This window comes from Cognatundibacterium squillarum (genome assembly GCF_014652435.1).
GTDB lineage: Bacteria > Pseudomonadota > Gammaproteobacteria > Burkholderiales > Burkholderiaceae_D > Undibacterium > Undibacterium squillarum.
Map to the genome: position 1 here is coordinate 763058 of NZ_BMYU01000001.1, position 23826 is coordinate 786883.

General features: G+C 53.3%; 20 protein-coding genes. 12 read left to right on the forward strand and 8 right to left on the reverse strand.

The window, feature by feature from the left end:
• Positions 1–2: 2 nt before the first annotated feature.
• From IE092_RS03175 to cobA, 5 genes are read left to right on the forward strand one after another with little or no spacing between them, the layout of a single operon-like run.
• Complete coding sequence (locus tag IE092_RS03175) at positions 3–536, forward strand: DUF934 domain-containing protein (RefSeq protein WP_189355783.1); 534 nt, start codon at positions 3–5, stop codon at positions 534–536.
• Positions 533–1246: a phosphoadenylyl-sulfate reductase gene (locus tag IE092_RS03180; protein WP_189355536.1), complete on the forward strand. Its 714-nt coding sequence runs from the start codon at positions 533–535 to the stop codon at positions 1244–1246. The genes IE092_RS03175 and IE092_RS03180 overlap by 4 nt, the downstream gene beginning before the upstream one ends.
• A 35-nt stretch (positions 1247–1281) precedes the next feature.
• A complete protein-coding gene (gene cysD, locus IE092_RS03185) occupies positions 1282–2217 on the forward strand; it encodes a sulfate adenylyltransferase subunit CysD (RefSeq protein ID WP_189355537.1) in 936 nt (311 codons plus the stop codon).
• Positions 2217–3533, forward strand: coding sequence for a sulfate adenylyltransferase subunit 1 (locus IE092_RS03190; RefSeq protein ID WP_189355538.1), 1317 nt, complete (start codon positions 2217–2219; stop codon positions 3531–3533). The genes cysD and IE092_RS03190 overlap by 1 nt, the downstream gene beginning before the upstream one ends.
• Positions 3530–4258, forward strand: coding sequence for a uroporphyrinogen-III C-methyltransferase (gene cobA / locus IE092_RS03195; protein ID WP_189355539.1), 729 nt, complete (start codon positions 3530–3532; stop codon positions 4256–4258). Before IE092_RS03190 ends, cobA begins: the two co-directional genes overlap by 4 nt.
• A 268-nt stretch (positions 4259–4526) precedes the next feature.
• Here cobA and IE092_RS03200 read toward each other — a convergent pair whose 3' ends face one another.
• Both IE092_RS03200 and IE092_RS03205 read right to left on the reverse strand, forming a co-directional pair.
• Positions 4527–5273: a LytR/AlgR family response regulator transcription factor gene (locus IE092_RS03200; protein WP_189355540.1), complete on the reverse strand. Its 747-nt coding sequence runs from the start codon at positions 5271–5273 to the stop codon at positions 4527–4529.
• 33 nt (positions 5274–5306) lie between these two features.
• Entirely contained in the window at positions 5307–6362 is a 1056-nt protein-coding gene (locus IE092_RS03205; RefSeq protein WP_189355541.1) for a sensor histidine kinase, read from the reverse strand.
• A gap of 198 nt (positions 6363–6560) precedes the next feature.
• On the opposite strand from IE092_RS03205, the gene sodC reads away from it, so the two are divergent.
• Complete coding sequence (sodC, locus tag IE092_RS03210) at positions 6561–7076, forward strand: superoxide dismutase family protein (protein WP_189355542.1); 516 nt, start codon at positions 6561–6563, stop codon at positions 7074–7076.
• Positions 7077–7122: 46 nt separating this feature from the next.
• Here the strand turns inward: sodC and IE092_RS03215 are convergent, their stop codons facing one another.
• From IE092_RS03215 to lptF, 3 genes are read right to left on the reverse strand one after another with little or no spacing between them, the layout of a single operon-like run.
• The gene (locus tag IE092_RS03215; protein ID WP_189355543.1) at positions 7123–7494 is read right to left on the reverse strand and encodes a sirohydrochlorin chelatase; all 372 of its coding nucleotides are present in this window, start codon (positions 7492–7494) and stop codon (positions 7123–7125) included.
• A complete protein-coding gene (lptG, locus tag IE092_RS03220; RefSeq protein ID WP_189355544.1) occupies positions 7494–8624 on the reverse strand; it encodes an LPS export ABC transporter permease LptG in 1131 nt (376 codons plus the stop codon). The genes IE092_RS03215 and lptG overlap by 1 nt, the downstream gene beginning before the upstream one ends.
• Complete coding sequence (gene lptF, locus IE092_RS03225) at positions 8621–9754, reverse strand: LPS export ABC transporter permease LptF (RefSeq protein ID WP_189355545.1); 1134 nt, start codon at positions 9752–9754, stop codon at positions 8621–8623. The genes lptG and lptF overlap by 4 nt, the downstream gene beginning before the upstream one ends.
• Before the next feature lie 50 nt (positions 9755–9804).
• On the opposite strand from lptF, the gene IE092_RS03230 reads away from it, so the two are divergent.
• Together IE092_RS03230 and xth are read left to right on the forward strand one after the other, a co-directional pair.
• On the forward strand, positions 9805–11313 hold the full coding sequence (locus IE092_RS03230) for a leucyl aminopeptidase (RefSeq protein WP_189355546.1): 1509 nt from the start codon (positions 9805–9807) through the stop codon (positions 11311–11313).
• A gap of 64 nt (positions 11314–11377) precedes the next feature.
• The gene (gene xth, locus IE092_RS03235; RefSeq protein ID WP_189355547.1) at positions 11378–12151 is read left to right on the forward strand and encodes an exodeoxyribonuclease III; all 774 of its coding nucleotides are present in this window, start codon (positions 11378–11380) and stop codon (positions 12149–12151) included.
• Between the two features lie 161 nt (positions 12152–12312).
• On the opposite strand, the gene IE092_RS18985 is transcribed toward xth, so the two are convergent.
• Complete coding sequence (locus tag IE092_RS18985) at positions 12313–14187, reverse strand: methyl-accepting chemotaxis protein (protein ID WP_189355548.1); 1875 nt, start codon at positions 14185–14187, stop codon at positions 12313–12315.
• A 219-nt stretch (positions 14188–14406) separates the two neighbouring features.
• Here IE092_RS18985 and IE092_RS03245 point away from each other — a divergent pair, with 219 nt between their 5' ends.
• Positions 14407–14934 carry a GNAT family N-acetyltransferase gene (locus IE092_RS03245; protein WP_189355549.1) on the forward strand — a complete coding sequence of 176 codons (528 nt, stop codon included), beginning with the start codon at positions 14407–14409 and terminating at the stop codon, positions 14932–14934.
• A gap of 147 nt (positions 14935–15081) precedes the next feature.
• Positions 15082–15495, forward strand: coding sequence for a hypothetical protein (locus IE092_RS03250; protein WP_189355550.1), 414 nt, complete (start codon positions 15082–15084; stop codon positions 15493–15495).
• 338 nt (positions 15496–15833) lie between these two features.
• On the opposite strand, the gene IE092_RS03255 is transcribed toward IE092_RS03250, so the two are convergent.
• Together IE092_RS03255 and IE092_RS03260 are read right to left on the reverse strand one after the other, a co-directional pair.
• Positions 15834–16304, reverse strand: coding sequence for a cyanophycin metabolism-associated DUF1854 family protein (locus IE092_RS03255; protein ID WP_189355551.1), 471 nt, complete (start codon positions 16302–16304; stop codon positions 15834–15836).
• Positions 16304–18562, reverse strand: a complete 2259-nt coding sequence (locus IE092_RS03260) for a cyanophycin metabolism-associated ABC transporter (RefSeq protein WP_189355552.1) — start codon at positions 18560–18562, stop codon at positions 16304–16306. The genes IE092_RS03255 and IE092_RS03260 overlap by 1 nt, the downstream gene beginning before the upstream one ends.
• Before the next feature lie 371 nt (positions 18563–18933).
• Here IE092_RS03260 and IE092_RS03265 point away from each other — a divergent pair, with 371 nt between their 5' ends.
• On the forward strand, positions 18934–21096 hold the full coding sequence (locus IE092_RS03265; protein WP_189355553.1) for a cyanophycin synthetase: 2163 nt from the start codon (positions 18934–18936) through the stop codon (positions 21094–21096).
• A gap of 119 nt (positions 21097–21215) precedes the next feature.
• Positions 21216–23786 carry a cyanophycin synthetase gene (cphA, locus tag IE092_RS03270; protein ID WP_189355554.1) on the forward strand — a complete coding sequence of 857 codons (2571 nt, stop codon included), beginning with the start codon at positions 21216–21218 and terminating at the stop codon, positions 23784–23786.
• Positions 23787–23826 lie beyond the last annotated feature (40 nt).

Genomic DNA, 23826 nt, shown 5'->3' on the forward strand with positions numbered 1-23826 from the left:
TGATGCGTGAAATTATTAAAGACCGTGCCATCGTTCAGGATGACTGGAGTGTACTGCGCCTGAATGAAGGCGAAACACCGGAAGCAGTCAGCGTACCGGCTGGCAAAGTGATTGTGCCGCTGGCAGTCTGGCAGGTGCAGCGCCCTGCCCTGCTGCAACGTTTGCAGGCCAGTCAGGAAATCGCCGTCTGGCTGGCACCGGATCAGCCGGCCGAACTGATTGCAGATGACGCCGCACTGTTCCCGCTGATCGCCATTGATTTTCCGAAGTTCAATGACGGGCGCGGCTATTCCGCAGCCTATCTGCTGCGCAGCCGTTACCGTTACAGCGGTGAACTGCGTGCGATAGGTGATGTACTGCGCGATCAGTTGTTCTACATGCAGCGCGTGGGTTTCAATGCATTTGCAACCCGTGCTGACCGCAACATTCAGGATGCTCTGAAAGGTCTGACAGACTTTTCAGAAGTCTATCAAGCATCTGTGGATCAGCCACTGCCATTGTTCCGCCGCACGGAACGTCAGGCGGAGAGCGCATGAGCACGCTGAATGAGAAAGTCGCGCATACCAGCGCCTTGCTGCAGAAAATTGCGGATACTTATCAACCTGCCGCACTGGCCTCCAGTCTGGCAGCGGAAGATATGGTGCTGACCGATCTGATTTTGCGTAACAAGCTGAATATCAGTATTTTTACTTTGCAGACAGGTCGTCTGCATGCAGAAACACTGGCAGTTGCAGACCGTGTCCGCGAGCACTACGGCTACGAAATCACGATGATGCACCCTGACCCGGCAGCCGTTGAGCAGTACGTCAGCAATCATGGTTTAAATGCATTTTATGACAGCGTGGATTTACGTAAGTCCTGCTGCCATATACGTAAAGTTGAACCGCTGAACCGCGCACTGGAAGGCAAACAAGCCTGGATTACCGGACAGCGCCGTGCTCAGGCTGCCACCCGTACCGAACTGGCAGAGCAGGAAGACGATACGGCGCGTGGCATGCAAAAGTTCAATCCGCTGGCGGACTGGACTGAGCAGGATGTGTGGGACTATCTGCGCCAGCATGAAGTCCCTTACAATGCTTTGCATGACCGTGGTTACCCGTCGATTGGCTGCGAACCCTGCACCCGTGCGATACAGCCCGGCGAAGATGTGCGCGCCGGACGCTGGTGGTGGGAAAATCCGGAATCGAAAGAATGCGGCCTCCATCTCGTGGATGGCAAACTGGTCCGTATCAAACAAGCGGGTTAACACCCTTTTCACAATAAGTGAACACATACTGAATTATGAATACTGTCGCTGATCAATCCGTACTTGACGCCGCCAGCAACCGTCACCTCGACTGGCTGGAATCTGAAGCGATCCACATCATGCGTGAAGTGGCTGCGGAATGCACCCGCCCTGCACTGCTGTTTTCGGGTGGTAAAGATTCCATCGTATTGCTGCGCCTCGCTGAAAAAGCATTCCGTCCCGGCAAATTCCCGTTCCCATTGGTACACATTGATACCGGTCACAACTTCCCGGAAGTGATCGCTTTCCGCGATAAGCGTGTGGCGGAACTGGGCGAACAACTGATCATCGGTTCCGTGGAAGATTCGATCAAACGCGGCACTGTGCGTTTGCGCAATCCTGCCACCGATTCACGCAATGCGGCGCAAGCGGTGACCCTGCTGGAAACCATTGCAGCGCATCAGTTCGATGCCTGTATCGGCGGTGCGCGTCGCGATGAAGAAAAAGCCCGTGCCAAAGAGCGTATTTTTTCATTCCGTGATGACTTCGGTCAGTGGAATCCGAAGGCTCAGCGTCCTGAACTGTGGTCGCTGTATAACACCCGCGTACATGCCGGTGAAAACATGCGCGTATTCCCGATTTCCAACTGGACTGAGCTGGATGTCTGGCAATACATCGCCCGTGAAAAACTGGAATTGCCTTCCATCTATTTCGCCCACGAACGTGAAGTGATTCCGCGCAATGGCTTGTTAGTGCCGCTGACAGATCTGACACCGCCACGCGAAGGCGAAACCGTGCAGAAACAAGTCGTACGTTTCCGCACTGTTGGCGATATCTCCTGCACCTGCCCGGTATCTTCTGATGCAGCGACGGTAGACGCGATCATTCGCGAAACCGCCATCACCCAGATTACCGAACGCGGCGCAACCCGTATGGATGATCAGACTTCTGAAGCATCCATGGAAAAACGTAAGAAAGAAGGATATTTCTGATGACCAGCACTAACACTACAGCTATTTCCGAACGTGGTTTGCTGCGTTTTATCACTGCGGGTTCGGTGGATGACGGCAAGAGTACGCTGATCGGCCGTTTACTGTTCGACAGCAAAGGGATTTTTGCGGATCAGCTGGATGCGATTTCCCGTGCAAAAAACAAACGTACCGTTGGTGACACCATCGATTTGTCTCTGCTGACCGATGGTCTGGAAGCCGAGCGCGAGCAAGGTATCACTATCGACGTCGCTTACCGTTATTTTGCAACGCCGAAACGTAAATTCATCATCGCCGATACACCGGGCCACGAGCAGTACACCCGTAATATGGTGACAGGCGCATCGACCGCCGACGCGGTCATCATCCTGATCGACGTATCCAAAGTGAAGCTGAATGACGATGGCAGCGTGGATTTGCTGACTCAGACCAAGCGCCACTCCACCATCGCCCGTCTGCTGCAAATTGAACACGTGATCGTTGCAGTCAACAAAATGGATCTGGTGAATTACGACCAGACCGTGTATCAGCGTATCGTTGATGCTTACAGCGCATTCGCAGCACAACTCGGCCTGAAAGATATTCATGCGGTGCCGATGTCGGCACTGGCTGGCGACAACGTGGTGACTGCGGGCGACAATATGCCGTGGTATCAGGGCCCGACACTGATTGACCTGCTGGAATCCTTGTCCGTATACGATGCCTGCCACGATGAACCTTTCCGTTTCCCGGTGCAGCTGGTAGCGCGTCACAATGGACATGAAGCGAATGACTTCCGTGGCTACATGGGTCGTATCGAAGCCGGCAGTGTGCGTCGCGGTCAGAAAGTATTGTTGCAACCGGGTGGTCAGGAAGCCACTGTCAAAGACATTCTGACCTTTGACGGTTCTTTAGAATCGGCAAATGTGGGCCAGTCTGTTACCATTCTGCTCAATGAATACCTCGACATTTCGCGCGGCGATATGCTGACGGAGGCAGAACGTCCTGCCACGCTCAGCAAAAATCTGAAAGCCGATCTGTGCTGGTTATCAGAAGATGCACTGGATGTGCGCCGCAAATACTGGCTGAAACACACAACCCGCCAGGTTGCAGCCCGCGTGACCGGTATCGAATCGCTGCTGGATATCAACACCCAGCAACGCCGCGAAGCGGATACGCTGCGCCTGAACGATATCGCGACCGTCAGCGTCACAGTGCAGCAGGCAATTGCAACTGATGCCTACGCAGATCTGCGCTCTACCGGTGCCTTTATCCTGATTGATGAGGTGACACATCAGACCGTGGCTGCAGGCATGATACGTCCCGGAGACTCAGATTGAATCAAACCCACAGCACCGGCAAAGTTTATCTCGTCGGTGCCGGTCCCGGCGCTGCTGACCTGATTACGGTACGCGGCGCCAGACTACTGCAACAGGCTGACATCGTGTTATACGATGCACTGGTCACCCCGGACATGCTGGCGTTGTGTGCGCAGGCGGAACAGATTTCCGTCGGCAAACGCAGCGGTCAGCGTTCTGCGGCACAAAGTCATATCAATACCCTGCTGGTCGAATCTGCGCAACGCGCAGCGGTTGTCGTGCGTCTGAAAGGCGGCGATCCTATGCTGTTCGGGCGTGCTGATGAAGAACTGAATGCGCTGGAAGCTGCCGGCATCGAATATGAAATTGTGCCCGGCATCACCACCGCACTGGCTGCCGCCGCCAGCACCCGCCAGCCGCTGACCAAACGCGGTATTGCACGCAGTGTTGCGCTGTTTACCTCCAGCACCGCGCCGGATGAAGCCGAAGAAACCCGTATTCCCGATTGCGATACGCTGGTGCAGTACATGGGTGGCCGTGAAGCCATGCTGACGGCAGAGCGTATGCTGAGCCGTGGCTGGTCGCCGGATTTACCGGTGATGCTGGTGGAAAACTGCAGTCGCAGCGATGAAGTCATTCGTCGGGTCACTTTGCAGCAACTGGCGCAGGAACCGGTTTCTGCCACCGGTCCGGTGCTGGTGATGATGGGTGAAGCGATGCGCCAGCGGATCAACGCTGGTCACTGAAATCAGCGCAGGACCAAGGAAAATCGCCCCGCTAGTCGGGGCATTTTGCTTTTCAGGGCTATCAGACAACATCTGGCGGAAGGGGAAATTCAGAGCAAATATTGTTCGGCATTGTGCAGAACTCCGCATTCCGGCTAAAAACCACCTGCCCGCTCAGCCAGGGCTTCTGCCGACGTCCGCCAAAACAGGCACTTTTTCTGTGCTGAACACCGCATTTGGCACAAAAAACGGCTTTTCCGCTGACTGCAGCGCCCCGCCAGCACTGAGACTACATCACCTGATCCCGCAACTGGCGCGATACTTCGCGATTCGCCGTCAGCACCGCGCCGTCATCCATGTGCATTTGCAACTGTGACTGTTCATCGGTTTTCATGGCTTGCACAAAGTCCAGATTCACCATCACTGAGCGGTGGATACGGATAAAGCGCGACGGGTCCAGCCTTTGTTCCAGCTCACTGATACCGAGGCGTATCAGGTAAGTTTTGCCGCCGGTCACCAGCGCCGTGTATTTGGCATCGGCTTTCAGATAACTGATCTGTCTGGTCTGCACCGGAATAATCTGGCCGCGCTCACGCACCAGTATGCGTTCCAGTGGCACTTGCGGCGCCTGACTGGCCTGCACCGCTGCCTCGGTGAAGTCATTCGTCAGTCTGCGCGGTGCTTCTAACACACGCTGTATTGCCGCGTCGAAGCGTTCGCGGGTGAAGGGTTTCAGCAAATAATCGATTGCATTCAGTTCATAGGCGGTGAGTGCGTACTGATCATACGCTGTCGTCAGCACCACCACAGGGCGATGCTGAATCTGGCGCAAGACCTCCAGTCCGGTCAGTTCCGGCATCTGGATGTCCAGCAACACCAGATCCGGTTTCAGCGCGTCTATCATTTGTTTCGCCTGCAAACCGTTTTCTGCTTCACCGCATAACTGCAGTTCCGGACGCGAAGCGACAGCATCGCGCAGGGTCTCACGCGCCAGCGGTTCATCTTCAGCGATCAGTACACTCAGCGTTTTTTCCATCACTACTCCACAAATTGTTTCAGACTGCCGCCTTTACGATGATGCTGTTTCCAGCGGCACAGAAAACGCGACACTCATACCCGCACCGGGTGCTGTGCTGACGGTCCATGCCGCTGCATCTCCGAATTCCAGCGCAAGACGACGCTGTATCGTCCGCATTCCCATACCGGCAGCCTGCGCAATCTGCTGCGGATCACAACCGGGGCCGTTATCCCGCACTTCCACCCGTAAACACTGCGCCGATGCATCCGGATAGCAGCGTATCGTCAGCAAACCGGGCTGGCTGCGCGGGTTGAAAGCGTGGCGAATACTGTTCTCCACCAGTGGCTGGATGATCAGCGCCGGCAAACTGACGCCGGTACAGCTGTCATCCACATCCCATTCCACTTGCAGACGAGCGCCGAGTCGCAAGCCTTCCAGCGCCAGATAATCACGCACAAACTGCAATTCTTCTTCCAGCGTTACGCGGTCATGGCCGCTTTTTTCCGTGTCGAGGATATAGCGCAGCATATCGGAAAAGCGGAATAAAGCCGATTCCGCCGCCTGCTGATCCTTACGCACCAGTGCAATAATCGAATGCAGGGTATTAAACAGAAAATGCGGATTCAGCTTATTACGTAAAGCATTCAACTCGGTACTGATCAGCAGCCGGCGGGTTTGCTCCAGTGCCAGATCCTGCTGCACGCGCTGACGATGAATACGAATTCCGTGAAACACCAGCGCATGGGTCAGATACATCATTCCGTTGTACAAGGTTGGCCAGAATGAAAACAGTCTGGCAGACGGATCCGCCTCCGATGCTCCCAATCGCCATAGCACAAGATAAAAAAGTCCCGGAATATATGCGTAACTGATGGCACCGACGACATGAACAGCGACCATCGTCTGTACCTGCCAACGCTGCTTTTGCATATAAGCGGAAAGCGGCCAGATCAGCGCCAGTAAAAACGGTGCCGGCAACATCAACAGCATATTTCTGAGGAAACTGACGGATGCAATCGACACTTGCTCCTCTGTGATCAGTGCAAAACTGACGGTGAACGCATACAAGGTCCACACCAGGGCATACGCACCCCAAAATTTTTTCATTGCTGCTTCCTTTTTATCGCGGCTCCTGACATCGCATCTTACCCAGCGAAACAGGGTTTATCAGCAGAAATGACACGAACTGCAAGCTGAATGGAATGAATCGCCGGACGCCCAGTCGAATCAGCGATAGTTTCCCTATGGATAACGCAAAGAATCCGGCACACGACTACAATGAATTCTTGCTTCCAAGGAGACCACATGAAAAAGACTCTGATGACTACGCTGCTGGCGCTGTACACATTTTCTGCAAGTGCCGCTGACCTCGTCGTGAATGTGCAGCTTGCCGGCGAAAAAGGGCCTACCGGTGAAGCCGGCAGCATTACCATCTCCGAATCCCGCTATGGCCTGGTTTTCACACCGAATCTGAAGGGCTTAACACCGGGTCTGCATGGCTTTCATCTGCATCAGAATGCCAGCTGCGCCCCCGTAGAAAAAGACGGCAAAGTCATTCCTGCCGGCGGTGCTGGCGGTCATTTTGATCCGGCTGGCAGTAATAAACACGGCACGCCATGGGGTGAAGGTCATCTTGGCGATTTACCCCCCTTGTTTGCAGACGCGTCCGGCAATGCAACGCAGCCTGTACTCGCACCGCGCCTGAAAATGAGCGACCTGAAGGGTTTGTCGCTGATGGTACACGCCGGAGCAGATAATCATGCTGATCATCCTGCACCGCTGGGCGGCGGCGGAGCACGCATGGCTTGTGGCGTACTCTGAAATAAAAAAGCCCGCAAAACCGCGGGCTTTTTTGCATTAGAACCTGTTAAGCAATCGCTGTCTTTGCAAGGCAGTAATCTGCCATCGCAGCAACCACAGACTCGCTTTCTCCCACCGCTGGCTGCAGAGCGATACGCAGTGCCGGTGCCTGCTGATGTATTTCCTCCAGCAGCAATGGCAGGTCGCGCAGCACATGGCCGCCCTGACCCAGAAACACCGGTATCAGTGTGATATCGGTGATGCCGTCTGCTGCCATACTGACGGCAATTTGCGGCAGTGAAGGGCTCATAAATTCCAGAAATGCCAGTTCAACGCGCAAATGGGGCTGACGGTTGCGTATGGTGTCACGCAGGCGTTCAAACGGGGCTGCCCAGCGCGTATCACGCGCACCGTGCGCAAACAGAATCAGGGCTTTCATTAATGCCGCTCCACATAACGTAATCCGGCCAGCGCCAGTGTCATAAATAAAATACTCGGTACCATCGCGGTCATCACCGGTGGCCAGGTATTCAGCAAGCCCAGATGCGAGAACAGGCTGTTAATCAGATAAAACACCATACCGATCATAATGCCGCTGAAAATCTTCAGGCTGACACCGCCGCTGCGTACATGCAGATAGGCAAATGGCAATGCCAGCATCATCATCACCAGCGTCACAAACGGATAAATCATTTTTTTCCAGAAAGCGATTTCATAGCGTTCGCTGTCTTGTTTATTTTCCGCCAGATGACGGGTGAAGGCCGCCAGATCATAGGCGGACATGCGGTCAGGATCGGCAAACAGCACCGCCAGAATATCCGGCGTCACTTCAGACACTACTTCACGGCTCGGAAAATACTGGCTGCGAACCTTTGCGATATCTTCTGCGGACAAGGTTTTCGGAAAAGTCGTCTCCGTTACTTCGGATAAACGCCAGACATTGTTGCCGGCGTATTCCGCACGGGCTGCCGTCACTTCACGCGATAACTGAAAACGCTTATCAAACTCGTAAACCCGTACACCTTTCAGTTTGCGTTCAGGTGTGATTTCTTTCACGTTCAGAAAACGGGACCCGATCACTTCACCGCTGAGGCCGTTTTCACGCACAAGATCCTTCGTCCACAAACCGGTACGGAATTCTTTTTTCTGATTCGCACCAATCGCCGACAGCTTCATACTTTCCGCGTAACGGCTGCTGGCCGGTGCAACGAATTCACCGAATAAAAAAGTCATCAGTACAAACACCATACCGACTTTGAGCAGCATCGCCAGCGCCGTACCGGTAGCCATACCAGCGGAGCGCATGATGGTAAATTCGGAATTTGAGGCGAACTGAGCCAGCACATAAATCGTACCGATCAGCACTGCAATCGGCATGAACTCATACATGTAACCCGGCAAACCAAGCAGCACATAAAACACCGCGTGCATCAGCTTATACCCGCCACGATTAGCATGCTGCAACTCACCCATCAGATCAAAAAAGGTGAACAGCGCCAGCAATGCCAGCATGACGAAACCAACCGCGCGCAGAATTTCTGACGCGAAATAACGTTGCAGTACTCTCATCCCGCGCATCCTTCCTTACGGCGCAAACCGGCTTTGCAACGTGACCACACAACCAGCGGATGCCAGCGATGGTGAATTTTCAAACGCCATAAAAATAACAGGGCAATCACGGTGGCGGTGATCAAATGGACAGGCCACCAGGCGCGGTCAAAACCGGCACGCCCCTGCGCTACCATTGCCTGAGAAACGTTGATCATCGACAGATACATCACAGTACATAGCAGTGCCACAATCAGATTGGCGGAACGACCGACACGCGGATTCACAAAACCCAGCGGTATCGCCAGCAGCATCAGCAGCGTCGCCATCAGTGGCAGGGAAATGCGCCACAGCAGTTCTGCGTATTTACGGGCATCCGGTGCTTCCAGCAAACGTGCCAGCGGCATGGACTTTTCTGAATTATCGCCGTTCACCACACCTTCCTGTGACGACACCAGCACACCGTAACGCTCAAACTGCATCATCTGAAAATCCGGCTCGGTCGGCAAACCATCGTAACGACGCCCCTGATCCATAATCAGAAATTTATCGCCGTTTTTATCGAGAGAAATCGTGCCCTCGCGCGCAACCACAACGCTGGACTTACCATCTTTGACGGTATTAATAAAAACATTCTGAACTTTGCTCAGATCACCGGCAACTTCTTCGACAAAGAAAATACGGTCTGATCCGGCAGATTCCTGAAATTTACCCGGCGACACTTTGGCAATATCCGAACGCTTTTCAAAGCGCTCACGGAACTCTGCGCTCTGCTGGTTGGCCCAGGGACTGACGACAAAACTCAGCAAGCCTGTCAGCAAAATCAGCGGTGCACCGAACTGCATCACCGGCCTGATCCAGCGCGTCAGACTGAGACCTGAAGCGAACCAGACCACCATTTCAGAATCCTGATAACTGCGGGTCACCACCAGCAACACCGCAATGAAGCCGGTCAGTATCAGCAGAATCGGCAAATACATTAAGGATGTGAAGCCTATCAGGGCCAGCACATCAGAAGACGCAACCTTGCCGCTGGCAGCCTGCTCCAGCACCCGGATCAGCATCCAGGTAACAGTAATCACAAACAGGGTGGCAAGTACCGCGCCGGCTGCGTTTAATAATTCACGTCGAAGCGCGCGTTGAAAAATCATGAGAAGGATTATAATGTCCGTTTTACGAGACTTACCAAGAGGAGTAATACGTGGACTTTAGCATAAAACCAATCGACGCTAAAAGCGCCGCCACTGGCCACAAAGCAACCAAAACCGCTTGCCTGATCGTTGGCGTGTTTGAAAACAAAAAGCTCTCCGCGGCCGCGGCTTTGCTGGATGGCGCAGGCGTGATCGCTGCAGCCCTGAAAGCAGGCGACATTTCCGGCAAAGCCGGCTCTACCCTGTTGCTGCGCAAACCGGAAGGTGTTGCTGCAGAGCGCGTATTACTGGTTGGTCTGGGTGAAGAAGCCGCTGAAATCTCTGAAAAAGCGTACAGCAGCGCAATCAGCGCAGCCGCACGCGCACTGTCCGCACTGGGCGCGGCTGATACAGTGATCGCACTGCCGGCTGTTAAAGCACAATCCGTACAATGGTCTGTCCGCACTGCTGTGCTGGCATTCCGCGAAAGCATCTTCCGCGCTGACGGCCTGAAGAGCAAAAAAGATACAACGCCTCCTGCACTGAAGAAAATCGCTTTCTCCGTTGCACAATCTGACGCAACAGCTGCCCGTAATGCACTGGCACAGGCTGTTGCCATGGCAAATGGTGTTGATCTGGCAAAAGAACTGGGCAACCTGCCTGCAAATTACTGCACACCTACCCATCTGGCGAACACAGCGAAGCAAATCGCTGCAGATTACGGCATGACTGCTGAAATCCTGGACAAAAAACAAATCCAGGCTTTGAAAATGGGCAGCTTCCTGTCCGTGGCGGCCGGTGCAATTGAACCACCGAAATTCATCGTTCTGAAACACAACGGCGGCAAAGCCAAAGATGCGCCTGTGGTTCTGGTTGGTAAGGGTATTACCTTTGATACGGGCGGTATCTCGCTGAAACCGGGCCTGAACATGGACGAAATGAAATTCGACATGAGCGGCGCAGGTTCCGTACTGGGTACCATGCGTGCGATCGGCGAAATGAAACTGAAACTGAACGTGATCGGCGTGATCCCTGCCTGTGAAAACATGCCGGCCGGTAACGCAACACGTCCGGGCGACATCGTGACATCCATGTCCGGCCAGACCATCGAAATTCTGAACACAGACGCTGAAGGCCGCCTGATTCTGTGTGATGCACTGACATACACCGAACGCTTCAAACCGGCAGCAGTCATCGATATTGCAACCCTGACCGGTGCTTGCGTAACCGCGCTGGGCTATCACAATTCCGGCCTGTTCACACGTCATGATGATGCGCATGATGCACTGGCAGATGAATTGCTGGCAGCTGGTAAAGAATCCGGTGACACCGCATGGCGTATGCCGATTGGCGAGCTGTACAACGATCAGCTGAAATCCAATTTTGCTGACATGGCAAACATCGGTGGTCCGGCTGGTGGCAGTATTACTGCAGCCTGCTTCCTGGAGCGTTTCACCAAGAAATACACCTGGGCCCATCTGGATGTCGCTGGTACAGCATCCCGTTCCGGTGCGGCAAAAGGTTCTACCGGTCGTCCGGTACCTCTGCTGACCACATTCCTGATCAACCGCGCAGGCTGATCGGTTACGTGTAACTGACAACCGCACTCGTTTTCCGGGTGCGGTTTTTTCTTTTCTGAACAACATGAAACTGACAACCTGGAACGTCAATTCGCTGAAAGTCCGGCTGCCGCAAGTGCTGCAGTGGCTGCAAACCAATCCGGTTGATGTCCTGTGCATACAGGAAACCAAGCTGACCGACGATAAATTTCCACAGGCAGAAATTGAAGCTGCCGGCTATCACGTCGTGTTTACCGGCCAGAAAACCTATAACGGCGTCGCGATTCTGTCGCGTCACCCGATTGAAGACGTACAAAAAAACAATCCGCTGTTTGAAGATGAGCAGCAACGGATTATCGCCGCCACCATTGCGGGCATGCGCATCATTTGTGCCTATATCCCGAACGGACAGGCACCGGGTACGGATAAATTCAGCTACAAACTGCGCTGGCTGGAAGCACTGGAACAATGGCTTCAACAAGAAATGGCAAAGCATCCGAATCTGGCTTTACTGGGTGATTACAATATCGCACCGGATGACCGCGACGTGCATGATCCTGCAGCATGGGAAGGAATGAATCTGGTATCGCCGGAAGAACGCACCGCCTTCCAGCGCCTGATCGCACTGGGACTGAGCGACAGTTTCCGCCAGTTTGAGCAGCCGGAAAAAACCTTCAGCTGGTGGGATTATCGTGCACTGGGTTTCCGTCTGAATAAAGGTGTGCGTATCGATCACGTCCTGCTGTCTGCACCACTGGCACAACGCTGCATCAGTTGCGCTGTAGATAAAGTGCCACGCAAATGGGAACAACCTTCTGATCATGCGCCGGTTACTGCGGAACTGAAACCTGCAGAGTAACTCCGCGGGATCTGTTTTTGTTTTTTGTTTTTTGTTTTTTGTTTTTTGTTTTTTGTTGATGACAACAGCCACGCATAAGTACTCACGCATCAACAATTATCAAAAACAAATCAGCAATAAAAAAGGGGGCTGACGCCCCCAATCTACCAACGGAACAAATCTTAACGTCCGATCGCCAGCGATCCCGGCCCGCGTTTTCCGCCACCACCCTGTGGTGCGGCAGCGATTCTCGGACCTGCACTGGCTTCCATACGGAATGCGGACATTGCCGTTTTCAGGATATTGGCCTGCTCTTCCAGCGAACCGGCTGCTGCCGCTGCTTCTTCCACCAGCGCAGCATTTTGCTGGGTTGCCTCATCCATATGTGACAGCGCCTGATTAACCTGCTGAATACCGTCACTTTGTTCGGCGGAGGCAGCCATGATTTCGTTAATAATAGAAGCAACCTGTTCTACCGCTGACACAATGCGTGTCATCGACGCACCGGCTTTATCGACCAGATCCGAACCCTCATTCACCTTACTGACGGAATCATCAATCAAGCCTTTAATTTCCTGCGCTGCAGCAGCACTGCGCTGCGCCAGCGTACGGACTTCGCTCGCCACCACCGCAAAGCCGCGCCCCTGCTCACCGGCGCGTGCCGCTTCAACTGCAGCATTCAGCGCCAGAATATTGGTCTGGAAAGCAATGCCTTCGATCACACCGATAATATCCACAATTTTGCGCGAGCTTTCAGAAATACCCTGCATAGTGGACACCACTTTACCGACCACTTCCCCGCCCTGCGTAGCCACTTCCGAAGCATTCATCGCCATACGGTTGGCCTCGCGTGCATTCTCTGCATTATTGCGCACGGCTTCGGTCAGCTCTTCCATGCTGGCCGCGGTTTCTTCCAGTGAAGATGCCTGCTGCTCGGTGCGCCCGGAAAGATCCATATTGCCGGTCGCAATTTCGGTAGCACCCACCGTAATCGAATCTGTTGCACGGCGCACATCGGACACCATCACGCGCAGCTGATCCAGGAACTGGTTGAAAGCATTGGCAGTCTGTGCAACTTCATCATCACCGTCGATCTCAATTTTGCGGGTCAGATCACCGCCACCGGCTGCAATATCCGTCATTGCATCACGTACGCGGCGCAGACCGGACAGCATGGTGCCAACGAGGAAATTCGATACCGGCAGAATCACCGCCAGCAATACAATCAGCACGATTAAGGACACGATCAGTAACTGATCCAGTGCAGACAGCGCTTTCTTCTTATCGATGACGAGTGCCAGATACATATCGGAACCGCTGATAGGCTGCACAAACAACAGGGATGCTTTGCCATCAACCGTCGTTTCGCTCAGCGCATTCGTTTTCGCCAGTGCCTGCAGATTATCCAGCGCCAGTTCCGGTGCCAGATCTTTCGCAGGCTTCAGTACTTTGGCCTGATCCGCATGCGCCAGCACCTGACCGGATTTATCCAGCAGGAAGGCATAGCCTTCGCCACTGAGCTTCATATTGAGAATTTGCTCAACAATTTTGGTCAGAAAAACGTCCGCAGCGACCACACCGCCTTCACCACCTTTGACCGGTGCAGCGAAAGAAATCATCAGTCCCGGTGGATTGACGCCCATATAGGCGGAAGTCACGATCGGTTTTTTGGCTTCCATCGCAGCCTTGTACCAGGGACGAACGGTCGGGTCATAGCCTGCAGGCGGTGGATTCGCAGGGAAGTTCGTAAAGGTTTTGTCCGGCGTTCCCAGATAAGTACTGAGGAAATTGCCACCCTTACTGATCATTTTGAGACTGGTTTCCAGATCTGCACCGTTACCCAGTGCAATCGACAAGCTTTCCACCATCGAGGTGTTCACCTGTATCCAGTTGGAGAGGATTGCGTTATAGCCGGCAGCAACACCGCGCACTTCATTATTCAGATCCCCTTCGATCTGGGTCTTCAGACGGATATAACTTCCGAGTGTCAGAATGATGACGCAGACTGCAACCAGACCTGCAATTGCAACAGTCAGCCGGGCCTTCAGTGATTTCATTGAAATTCTCCGTGGGTGCGACAAACAACTGAAAAAAGAAACCGAACAAACTTTTGTTCCATTTTCATATTACGTCGTCCGATTCAGGAAAACCAAGATTTCTTGATGAAAAACTGTTAAATTGAATCAACATTGAATTTTTGACTATTCAAATAGAAAACCTTTATTCAATATGCTTTTTGCTATCTCACTGATTTGTAAACGTACTGGTGCGGAAACATGATCATTTTAGAAACGACACGTCTGGTGTTGCGTTTGTTCAACAGCACGGATGCGGCATTCGTCAACGAACTACTTAACTCACCCGGCTGGCTGAAGCACATTGGCGACCGTGGCATACGCAATGATGAAGATGCAGCCCGCTGGATTACCGAAAGACCGCTTGCTGCACAGCAACGCGATGGCTTCAGCTTTTATGTTGTTACCGAAAAATCGAGCGGAAATGCCCTGGGCATTTGCGGACTGGTCAAACGAGATGCGCTGCCGCTCACGGACATCGGATACGCGTTTCTGGAAAGTGCGCAGGGACAGGGTTACGCACACGAAGCGGCTGCCGGCGTCATGCGTTATGCAAAGGAAGTACTGCAGATGCAGGAACTGATGGCGATTACCTCGCCCGAAAACACAGCCTCGAATCAATTGCTGCAGAAACTGGGATTCCGCTTGCAGGAGGAAAAAATACTCGATGGTGAAACCGAACTGACCCGGATTTATCACATCGCCTTTACCAATACTGAACAACACTGAACGGCTGCCAAGATGAGTATTCTGCTTCGAATTCTGACTTTAATTTTATGCGCTCTCGTTCTGAGCACACCGGCCTGTGCACAGAATGAAAATGACGAGACTTTCCGCCAGATTTACTACCTGCAGTTTGTCGGAATAAAAACGGCCATGACAAGCTCATCCGGCGCGTTTTTTCTCGACAGTCAGCAAGGCAAACTGAACCGCTTTAAAGAAGTCGCCCGCAAGGTCGCTCCCGAAAGCTATGTTGACGGCATTCAGGTCAAAAACATCCCTGATCTGAACAGCGTTCTTTTTATTTTTCCGGAACCGGCTCGAATGCCTTTGTGCTACTTCATTCTGGTCAGAAAGGTACCGGACAAAGAAAATTCATATCAATTTTACACTTACGAAAAATCCGTCAGCCTTTTCGATAAATCACAATTTCGGGCGGTTGTCGGCGGCATTGATGCTAATGACGGAAGCCATATGAATTTTGGCAGCCGGACATTCCGTGATGCAGACAGTTTTGTCGACGATATTCGCAGGATGCTGACAACCCGCAAAGAAGAACCGGCACGCTGATCTTTGAAGTCAGCGCTTCCCACTCTGCGAGCGGATGCGCTGAACATTCTATGCTGCGGCAGATCGCCGCTTATCTGTCTGAATGACAGGCTTATTATGCCATTATCGTCATTTGCATTTTCCCGAGCACCAGACTTTCTGCCGACGACCGGCGGATCGCTGTGCTGAAACCCGCATTTCAGGCATTTTTTGCCGGAAAACGCATCTGAGCAGCACTTTCCCGTCTGCTTCAAGAGAGACATAAAACCCAAAACAAAACGCACTGTTTCCAAGACGGAAAACAGTGCGTTTTATTTTGCAGCGCAGCCGTGTTAAGGCGGCGCTGTACTGCGCAATACTTACAGGAAACGGTCCAGAATACGACGGCTGTTTTTATCGATACTGAACATGTCACGGATCAGAAACTGAATGCCGTGGTTGTCGGTAATAATCAGCGATTTTGCGCCGACACGACGAATATCTTCATCACCTTTCAGCACGAAATCCGTCGTGCCGCGATCCGTTTCGACTGTCCATGTGCAAGGCATCGCGAAGCTGGTCAGCGTCACGATACGCTGGATTTCCGGCATAAATTCGCGGCCTTCCAGCTCGGTTCTGATCAGTGCCTGCTGCGCTTGCGGCAGGTCCGCCAGCACATCAATCCACGCCACTTCGCGGCCATCCGTCGTCACCAGCGAAATGCAGTTATCAGGCGACTGAATCGGAAATGCACGTACCGGATTCACGCCTTCAAACACTTCACCGGCGGCATTGGTCAGCACCAGTTTGCCGAAGCTGTCTTTGCTCAGTTGAAAACTCGCACCACTCATTATTCATCTCCTGCCAGTGCGGCATTGCGTGCCTGTGCGTTGTACAACTCAAAGTACGCACCTTGTTTTTCCATCAGTTCATCGTGACCGCCGACTTCCACAACCTGTCCACGATCCAGCACCACCAGCCGGTCTGCTTTGTGCAGCGTGGATAAGCGGTGCGCAATCGCAATCGTAGTACGGCCCTGCACCAGATTATCCAGCGCTTTCTGAATCTCTTTTTCTGTCTGCGAATCAACGGAAGACGTTGCCTCATCCATGATCAGAATTTTCGGATCAATCAGCAAAGCGCGCGCAATCGAAATCCGCTGACGTTCACCACCGGACAAGCCCTGACCGCGTTCACCCACCATGGAATCATAACCCTGCGGCAGACGCAGAATAAATTCGTGGGCATGGGCAGCACGGGCAGCAGCCATGATTTCTTCGCGGGTCGCATCCGGTTTGCCGTAGGCGATGTTTTCAGCAATCGTACCGAAGAACAGGAAAGGTTCCTGCAGAACCAGACCGATGTTGCGACGGTAATCCGATACCGCATACGAGCGGATATCGTTACCATCGAGCAGAATCGCCCCTTCTGCCACGTCATAAAAGCGGCAGATCAGATTGACCAGCGTACTTTTGCCGGAACCACTGTGACCGACCAGACCAATCATTTCGCCCGGTTGTATCTTCAGATTAATGCCGCGATTCACCGCACGGTTACCGTAACGGAAGCCAACTTCACGCAGTTCGATTTCACCTTTGATGGCGTCGATTTTCTTAGGATTCTGCGGATCAGGCACGCTGGAAACATGGTCCAGGATATCGAAAATCCGTTTTGCAGCCGATGCTGATTTTTGTGTCACCGATACAATGCGGCTCATCGAATCGATACGTCCATAGAAGTTAGAAATGAACGCCACCGAAGCTACCAGCGCACCCACGGTGATTTCATCGTGCGCTACCTGCCAGATACCGAAAGCCCATACCACCAGCACGCCCAGATCCGTCAGGAAAGAGACTGTCGGTGAAAATAAAGACCAGACTTTATTGAGCTTGTCGTTGACTGCCAGATTGTGTCTATTCGCTTCGCGGAAGCGATCTGCTTCACGTTTTTCCTGCGCAAACGCTTTCACAACGCGGATACCCGGAATCGTATCGGACAACACGTTGGTTACTTCGCCCCAGACGCGGTCAATTTTTTCAAAGCCGGTACGCAGTTTGTCGCGCACCAGATGAATCGCCCACGCAATCAGCGGCAAAGGCATCAGTGTGACCAGCGCCAGCTTGGTGTTGATTTGCAACAACGCGACAGCGGTCATCACAAACATCAGCACATCCGTCAGAAAGTCCAGCAGATGCAGTGACAGGTAAACGCAGATACGGTCACTTTCACTGCCGAGGCGCGACATCAGATCGCCGGTACGTTTGCCGCCGAAATATTCCAGCGACAGGCGCAGTAAGTGCTCGTATGTGGTGGTACGCAAATCCGCACCGATACGCTCGGACACCAGTGCCAGAATATAGGTTTTTCCCCAGCTCAGCAGCCACGCCAGCACCGCTGAACCCAGCAAGCCGCCAATATATAAACCGACCAACTGCGGATCTACGGATTCATGATTCTGATACGGAATCAGCACTTCATCGGTCAGCGGTTTGGTCAGATAGCGCGGTATCATATGCGCCGCAGTACCAAGCAGCATCAGTGTGAAGCCAATAAATAAAGGCAGACGATAAGGACGGGCGAAACGCCACAAGCGGAACAGTGTCCAGGTCGAAGGCGGCGTATGCACCACCTTGGTACATACCGGGCATTCTTCTTCATCCGCTTCCATCACGGCTTTGCAGCTCGGGCAAGTATTCTGCTCTTTCGCTTTTACCGGTTCACGGGTCAGAAAACTGTGTAACTGTTCTTTAAACTGATCCAGCAAGCGTATCGCATGCAAATTATTACCCAGCGTAAAGCGCCAGCTTTCCAGTAAGCCGTTCTGATCCGTCAGCTGCAAATGACCGACGCCCGCATGATCATGATGACTGAGTGTCAGCCCGTCGCGAAAGCCGGTACGCTGCCAGCGGTTTTCACCGGCCGGACAGGAAATCAGGCCCTGATCGGTCAGCACCAGTACGCCGTTCACAAAACGCAAACGGCTGTCGAGGTCAACCTCCAGCACTGCCAGTACGTTTTCACCGGTATTCAGTTGCTGTTTCAGCTGAGACTGCCATCGTTCAGGCAGGCTGAGCACCGGTTGTCCGGCGCTGGATAATATCGTGGTCATCGTGAAGCAAACTCCGCCAAAAAGAGCGTCCCCGCGTTAATCGGGGTCAAAAATTGGTAAAAATCAGCCCTGCACATCCCCTTATCGGGATGTTCCGTATCACGGAGGAGGCAATTTACGGTATTCTATCGAAAGAAAAATGATCAAACGCTACTGATCAAGAGGATTCAGGCTGTTGCGCTGGCGCGCAAGTATATCGCAAGCGCGTCGCTCCTTTTAGCTTTGTCGAGAATATATCCGTGCCAAGCCCCGCTAACGGGCACGCTGCGCTGATGGTTGACATTCGCAGCCCGAAGACTACCTTGTGAAACAAACTGATCACAGAATGACAAGACCCGTTACCGCGGTGCGGGACTCTGGAAATGACATACATGACAACAAAGAAGAAAGACATTGAGATTCTCCGCGTCAGTTATCTGCGCGGCCCGAATATCTGGACCTACCGTCCTGTAATTGAAGCCTGGCTTGATATAGGCGGCCTTGAAGACTTTCCTTCTAACCTGATCCCCGGATTGTACGAGCGCCTGACAACGCTGCTGCCGGGTCTGATCGAACATCGTTGCGGCGTCGGCGAACGTGGTGGTTTCCTTGAGCGCCTGCGTGAAGGTACATGGGCTGGTCATATTCTGGAACACGTTGTTCTGGAGCTGCAGAACATGGCAGGTATGCGTACCGGCTTTGGTCAGACCCGCTCCACCAGCGAAATCGGCGTTTACAAGATGGCTTTCCGTACCCGCGAAGAGTCCGTCGGCCGCCGTGCACTCGCCATTGGCCGCGATTTACTGATGGCTGCGATCAATGATCAGCCTTTCGATCTCGAACCATTACTGATTGATCTTCGCGATCAGGTTGATTCCCGTTGTCTGGGCCCGAGCACTTCGCATATTGTGGATGCAGCAACTGATCGTCGTATTCCGCATTTACGCCTGTCTTCCGGCAATCTGGTACAGATCGGCCACGGCAAAGCACAGCGCCGTATCTGGACTGCGGAAACAGACCGCACCAGCGCGATTGCAGAAAGTATTGCCAGCGACAAAGATCTCACAAAAACTTTACTGAAAGCGGCTGGCATTCCGATTCCGGAAGGTTCACTGGTACACAGTGCTGAGGAAGCATGGGAAGAGGCGCAGGATATCGGCGTACCTGTTGTCGTCAAACCGTATGATGGCAATCACGGTCGCGGAGTTTCTCTGAACCTGATGACCAAAGAAGATGTGGAGTCTGCATATCATCTGGCCGTTCAGAAAGGTGGCAGCAACGCCATCATCGTTGAAAAATACATTGTTGGCGATGAGCACCGTGTACTGGTAGTCGGCGAACGCGTTGTTGCTGTCGGAAAAGGCGAATCTTTGTGGATCACAGCGGACGGCACATCGACCGTTGTTCAACTGATTGACGCGCAGATCAATACTGACCCGCGTCGCGGCACGACAGAAGAATTCCCGCTGAATATTATCGATATCAACGAGGCGGTTGAGGTTGTTCTCGAATTAACACGTCAGGGATTGACAGGTGAATCTGTTCCGCCTGCAGGACAAAAAATTCTGATTCAGCATAACGGCAATGTCGCGCTGGATGTCACAGACCAGATTCATCCGGATGTCGCGCGCGTTGCCACACTGGCAGCACGTGTTGTCGGACTTGATATTGCCGGCATCGATATGGTCGCCGAAGATATTTCCCGTCCGCTGCAGGAACAAAGCGGAGCCATCATCGAAGTCAACGCCAGTCCCGGCCTGCTCGCACATATCAAACCTTCCAACGGCCCTGGTCGTAACGTCGGTGAAGCCATCATGGCGCATTTGTTTGCCCCGGGAGAATCCGGCCGCATCGATGTAATCGGTATTTCCGGCAGTCGCAACACAACACTGATCGCTCATCTGACCAGCGCGCTGGTGCGCATGAACGGCAAATATACCGGCGTCGCCTGCCAGGATGGCTTATATCTGAACAACCGTCTGGTCACCAAAGGCAATTGCACACGCTGGGAAGATGGAGAACGTTTGCTGATTAACCGTTCGGTTGAAGCAGCAATTTTCGAGAACAGCCCGCGCAACATCCTGACCGACGGCCTCAGCTATGATCGCTGCCGCATCGGTATCGTGACAGACATGCCGGACACCGCTGGTCTGAGTGAATTTTATATTCATGATGCTGACCAGATGCGCAAAGTCATCCGAACACAGGTCGACGTCGTTTTAGCCGATGGCGCTGCTGTACTGAACGCTGATAATGCGGAAGTTGCCGGTCTGGCGGAACTGTGCGATGGCGATGTATTACTGTATGCCGTCAATGCAGATCTGGATGTAATCCGCGAACACCGTGCAAATGGCAAACGCGCAGTCGTCATCAAGGATGGTGTGATCACGCTGGCGCAGGCAGAAGCAGAAACTGCGCTGATACCGGTACAGGCCTTACCTGCAACGCTGGCAAGCCAGACAGAAAGCGTACTGGCGGCGGTTGCAGCCGGCTGGGCAATGGACATTGAGCCGGAACTGATGGCTGCCGGACTGCGTACATTCCACGGAAAGTAATCAATGCATAACAAGCTACCTGCTAACAGGAAAATGATCCGTTGGCAGGTATGACAATGACAGGCAGTGCCGGACTCTGGCCTGCTATCTTGAATGCCCTTTTAACAGGACAAGGTTTTATGGAAGTATCCCGTATCCGCGCACTGCGCGGCCCTAACCTCTGGAGCCATCATACTGCGATGGAAGCAATTGTCAGCTGCAGCGAAGCTGAACGCTCAATCGCTGAGCTGCCGGGGTTCGAGGACAGGCTGCGCGCACTGTTTCCGGAACTGAGTATTTTGCAGCCGACCGGACACAATGATGCCGTACCGATGGCGCATGTGTTTGAACTGACCGCACTCGGGCTGCAAGCACAGGCTGGCTGCCCGGTTACCTTCAGCCGCACCACACAAACACTGGAAGATGGCATTTATCAGGTGGTTGTTGAGTATTCTGAGGAACAGGTTGGACGCCTGGCACTGGAATTAGCCGAGAAACTGATCAAAGCCGCATTGCTGAATGAAGAATTCGACCTGACTGCAGCGCTTGATCAACTGCGTGAGCTGGATGAGGATGTGCGTTTGGGCCCTTCAACCGGTGCTATCGTGAATGCTGCAGTTGCCCGCAATATTCCTTACCGCCGCCTGACCGAAGGCAGTCTGGTTGTTTTCGGCTGGGGTTCACGTCAGCGTCGCATTCAGGCGGCTGAAATTGATGTGACCAGTGCGATTTCCGAAGCCATCGCGCAGGATAAAGAACTGACCAAAAAACTGCTGCATGCAGCGGGTGTTCCGGTTCCGCTGGGCCGCTCTGTCAGTAACGTTGAAGATGCCTGGGCAGCGGCGCAGGAAGTCGGTTTGCCGGTTGTGGTGAAACCACAGGATGGCAATCAGGGCAAAGGCGTAACCGTCAACATCACCACACGCGAACAACTGGAAGCTGCTTATCAGGCAGCGACTGAATTCCGCGATGACATCATGGTTGAGCGCTTCCTGCCCGGTAACGATTTCCGCTTGCTGGTCATTGGTAACAAACTGATTGCGGCAGCACGCCGCGATCCGCCGCAGGTCGTAGGCGATGGTAAATCCACAGTGCGCGCGCTGGTGGAACAAGTGAATAAAGATCCGCGTCGCGGAAGCGGTCATTCCACGTCACTGACCAAAATCAAGTTCGATGATATCGCGCTGGCAACGCTGGCAAAGCAAGGCTACAACGCTGAATCCGTACCGCCGAAAGGCCAGCGAGTCGTACTGCGCAACAATGCAAACCTGTCTACCGGTGGCGCTGCGACTGACGTGACAGACGATGTGCATCCGGAAGTCGCAGCACGTGCGGTAGAAGCGGCGCAAATGGTTGGGCTGGATATCTGCGGCGTCGATCTGGTTTGCGACAGCGTACTGAAACCGATTGAAGATCAGAACGGCGGTATTGTTGAAGTCAATGCTGCACCGGGTTTGCGTATGCACTTGTCACCGTCCTTCGGCAAAGGCCGCGCTGTCGGTGAAGCGATCATTGATGCGATGTTCGATGAAAACGATGATGGCCGCATTCCGATTATTGCCGTTACCGGCACCAATGGTAAAACCACGACCGTGCGCCTGACTGCACATCTGCTGTCTGAAAGCGGACTGCGCACCGGCATGACAAACACCGATGGCGTGTATGTGAACGGCGTGCAGATTGACAGCGGTGACTGCAGTGGTCCGCGCAGCGCACGTAATGTACTGTCCCATCCGGATGTCGATGCAGCCGTGTTTGAAACTGCACGCGGCGGTATTCTGCGCGAAGGTCTGGCGTATGACCGTTGTCAGGTGGCCGTTGTGACCAACATCGGTGCAGGTGACCATCTTGGCCTGAACTACATCACCACTGTTGAAGATCTGGCGGTGCTGAAGCGCGTGATCGTGCAGAATGTGGCCGATAACGGCTACGCCGTTTTAAATGCAACAGACCCTATCGTGGTCAGCATGGCAGCCAACAGCCCTTCTCAGGTGATTTTCTTCGCTGCCGACAAACACCATCCGGTAATGGCTGCGCACCGCGCACAAGGCAAACGTGTTGTGTATGTGGAAAACGGTTATCTGGTCGCAGCAGAAGGCAAAGAAAAGCAGCTGATTCCGCTGGCCGATATTCCGATCACCCGCAATGGCACCATTGGCTTCCAGGTTGAAAATGTGATGGCGTCGGTTGCCGCTGCATGGGCAGTGAATGCCAGCTTCGAAGCGATCCGTCGTGGTCTGAAGAGCTTTGCCAATGAAAACGATAATGCACCGGGACGCTTCAATATGTTCAGCTATCGTGGCGCAACCGTGATCGCTGACTACGGACACAACCCGGATGCGATGATCGCACTGGTCAAAGCCGTTGAAACTATGCCTGCAAATCGCCGGTCTGTCGTCATCAGCGGTGCAGGTGACCGCCGTGATCAGGACATTCGTCAGCAAACCGAAATTCTGGGTAATGCATTCGAAGATGTGATTCTGTACCAGGATCAGTGTCAGCGTGGCCGTGCCGACGGTGAAGTAATTGCGCTGTTACGCGAAGGCCTGAAAAATGCAACGAAAACACGTCGCACTGATGAGATCACTGGTGAATTCGTCGCGATTGATCTGGCGCTCAGCCGCCTCGAAGCAGGCGACCTGTGTCTGATTCTGATTGATCAGGTCGAGGAAGCGCTGGCGCATATTGCCAGCCGCTGCAAGGAAGCCTGATAAAACTGTTGGAATGACTTACGACAAATAAAAGCCCCCG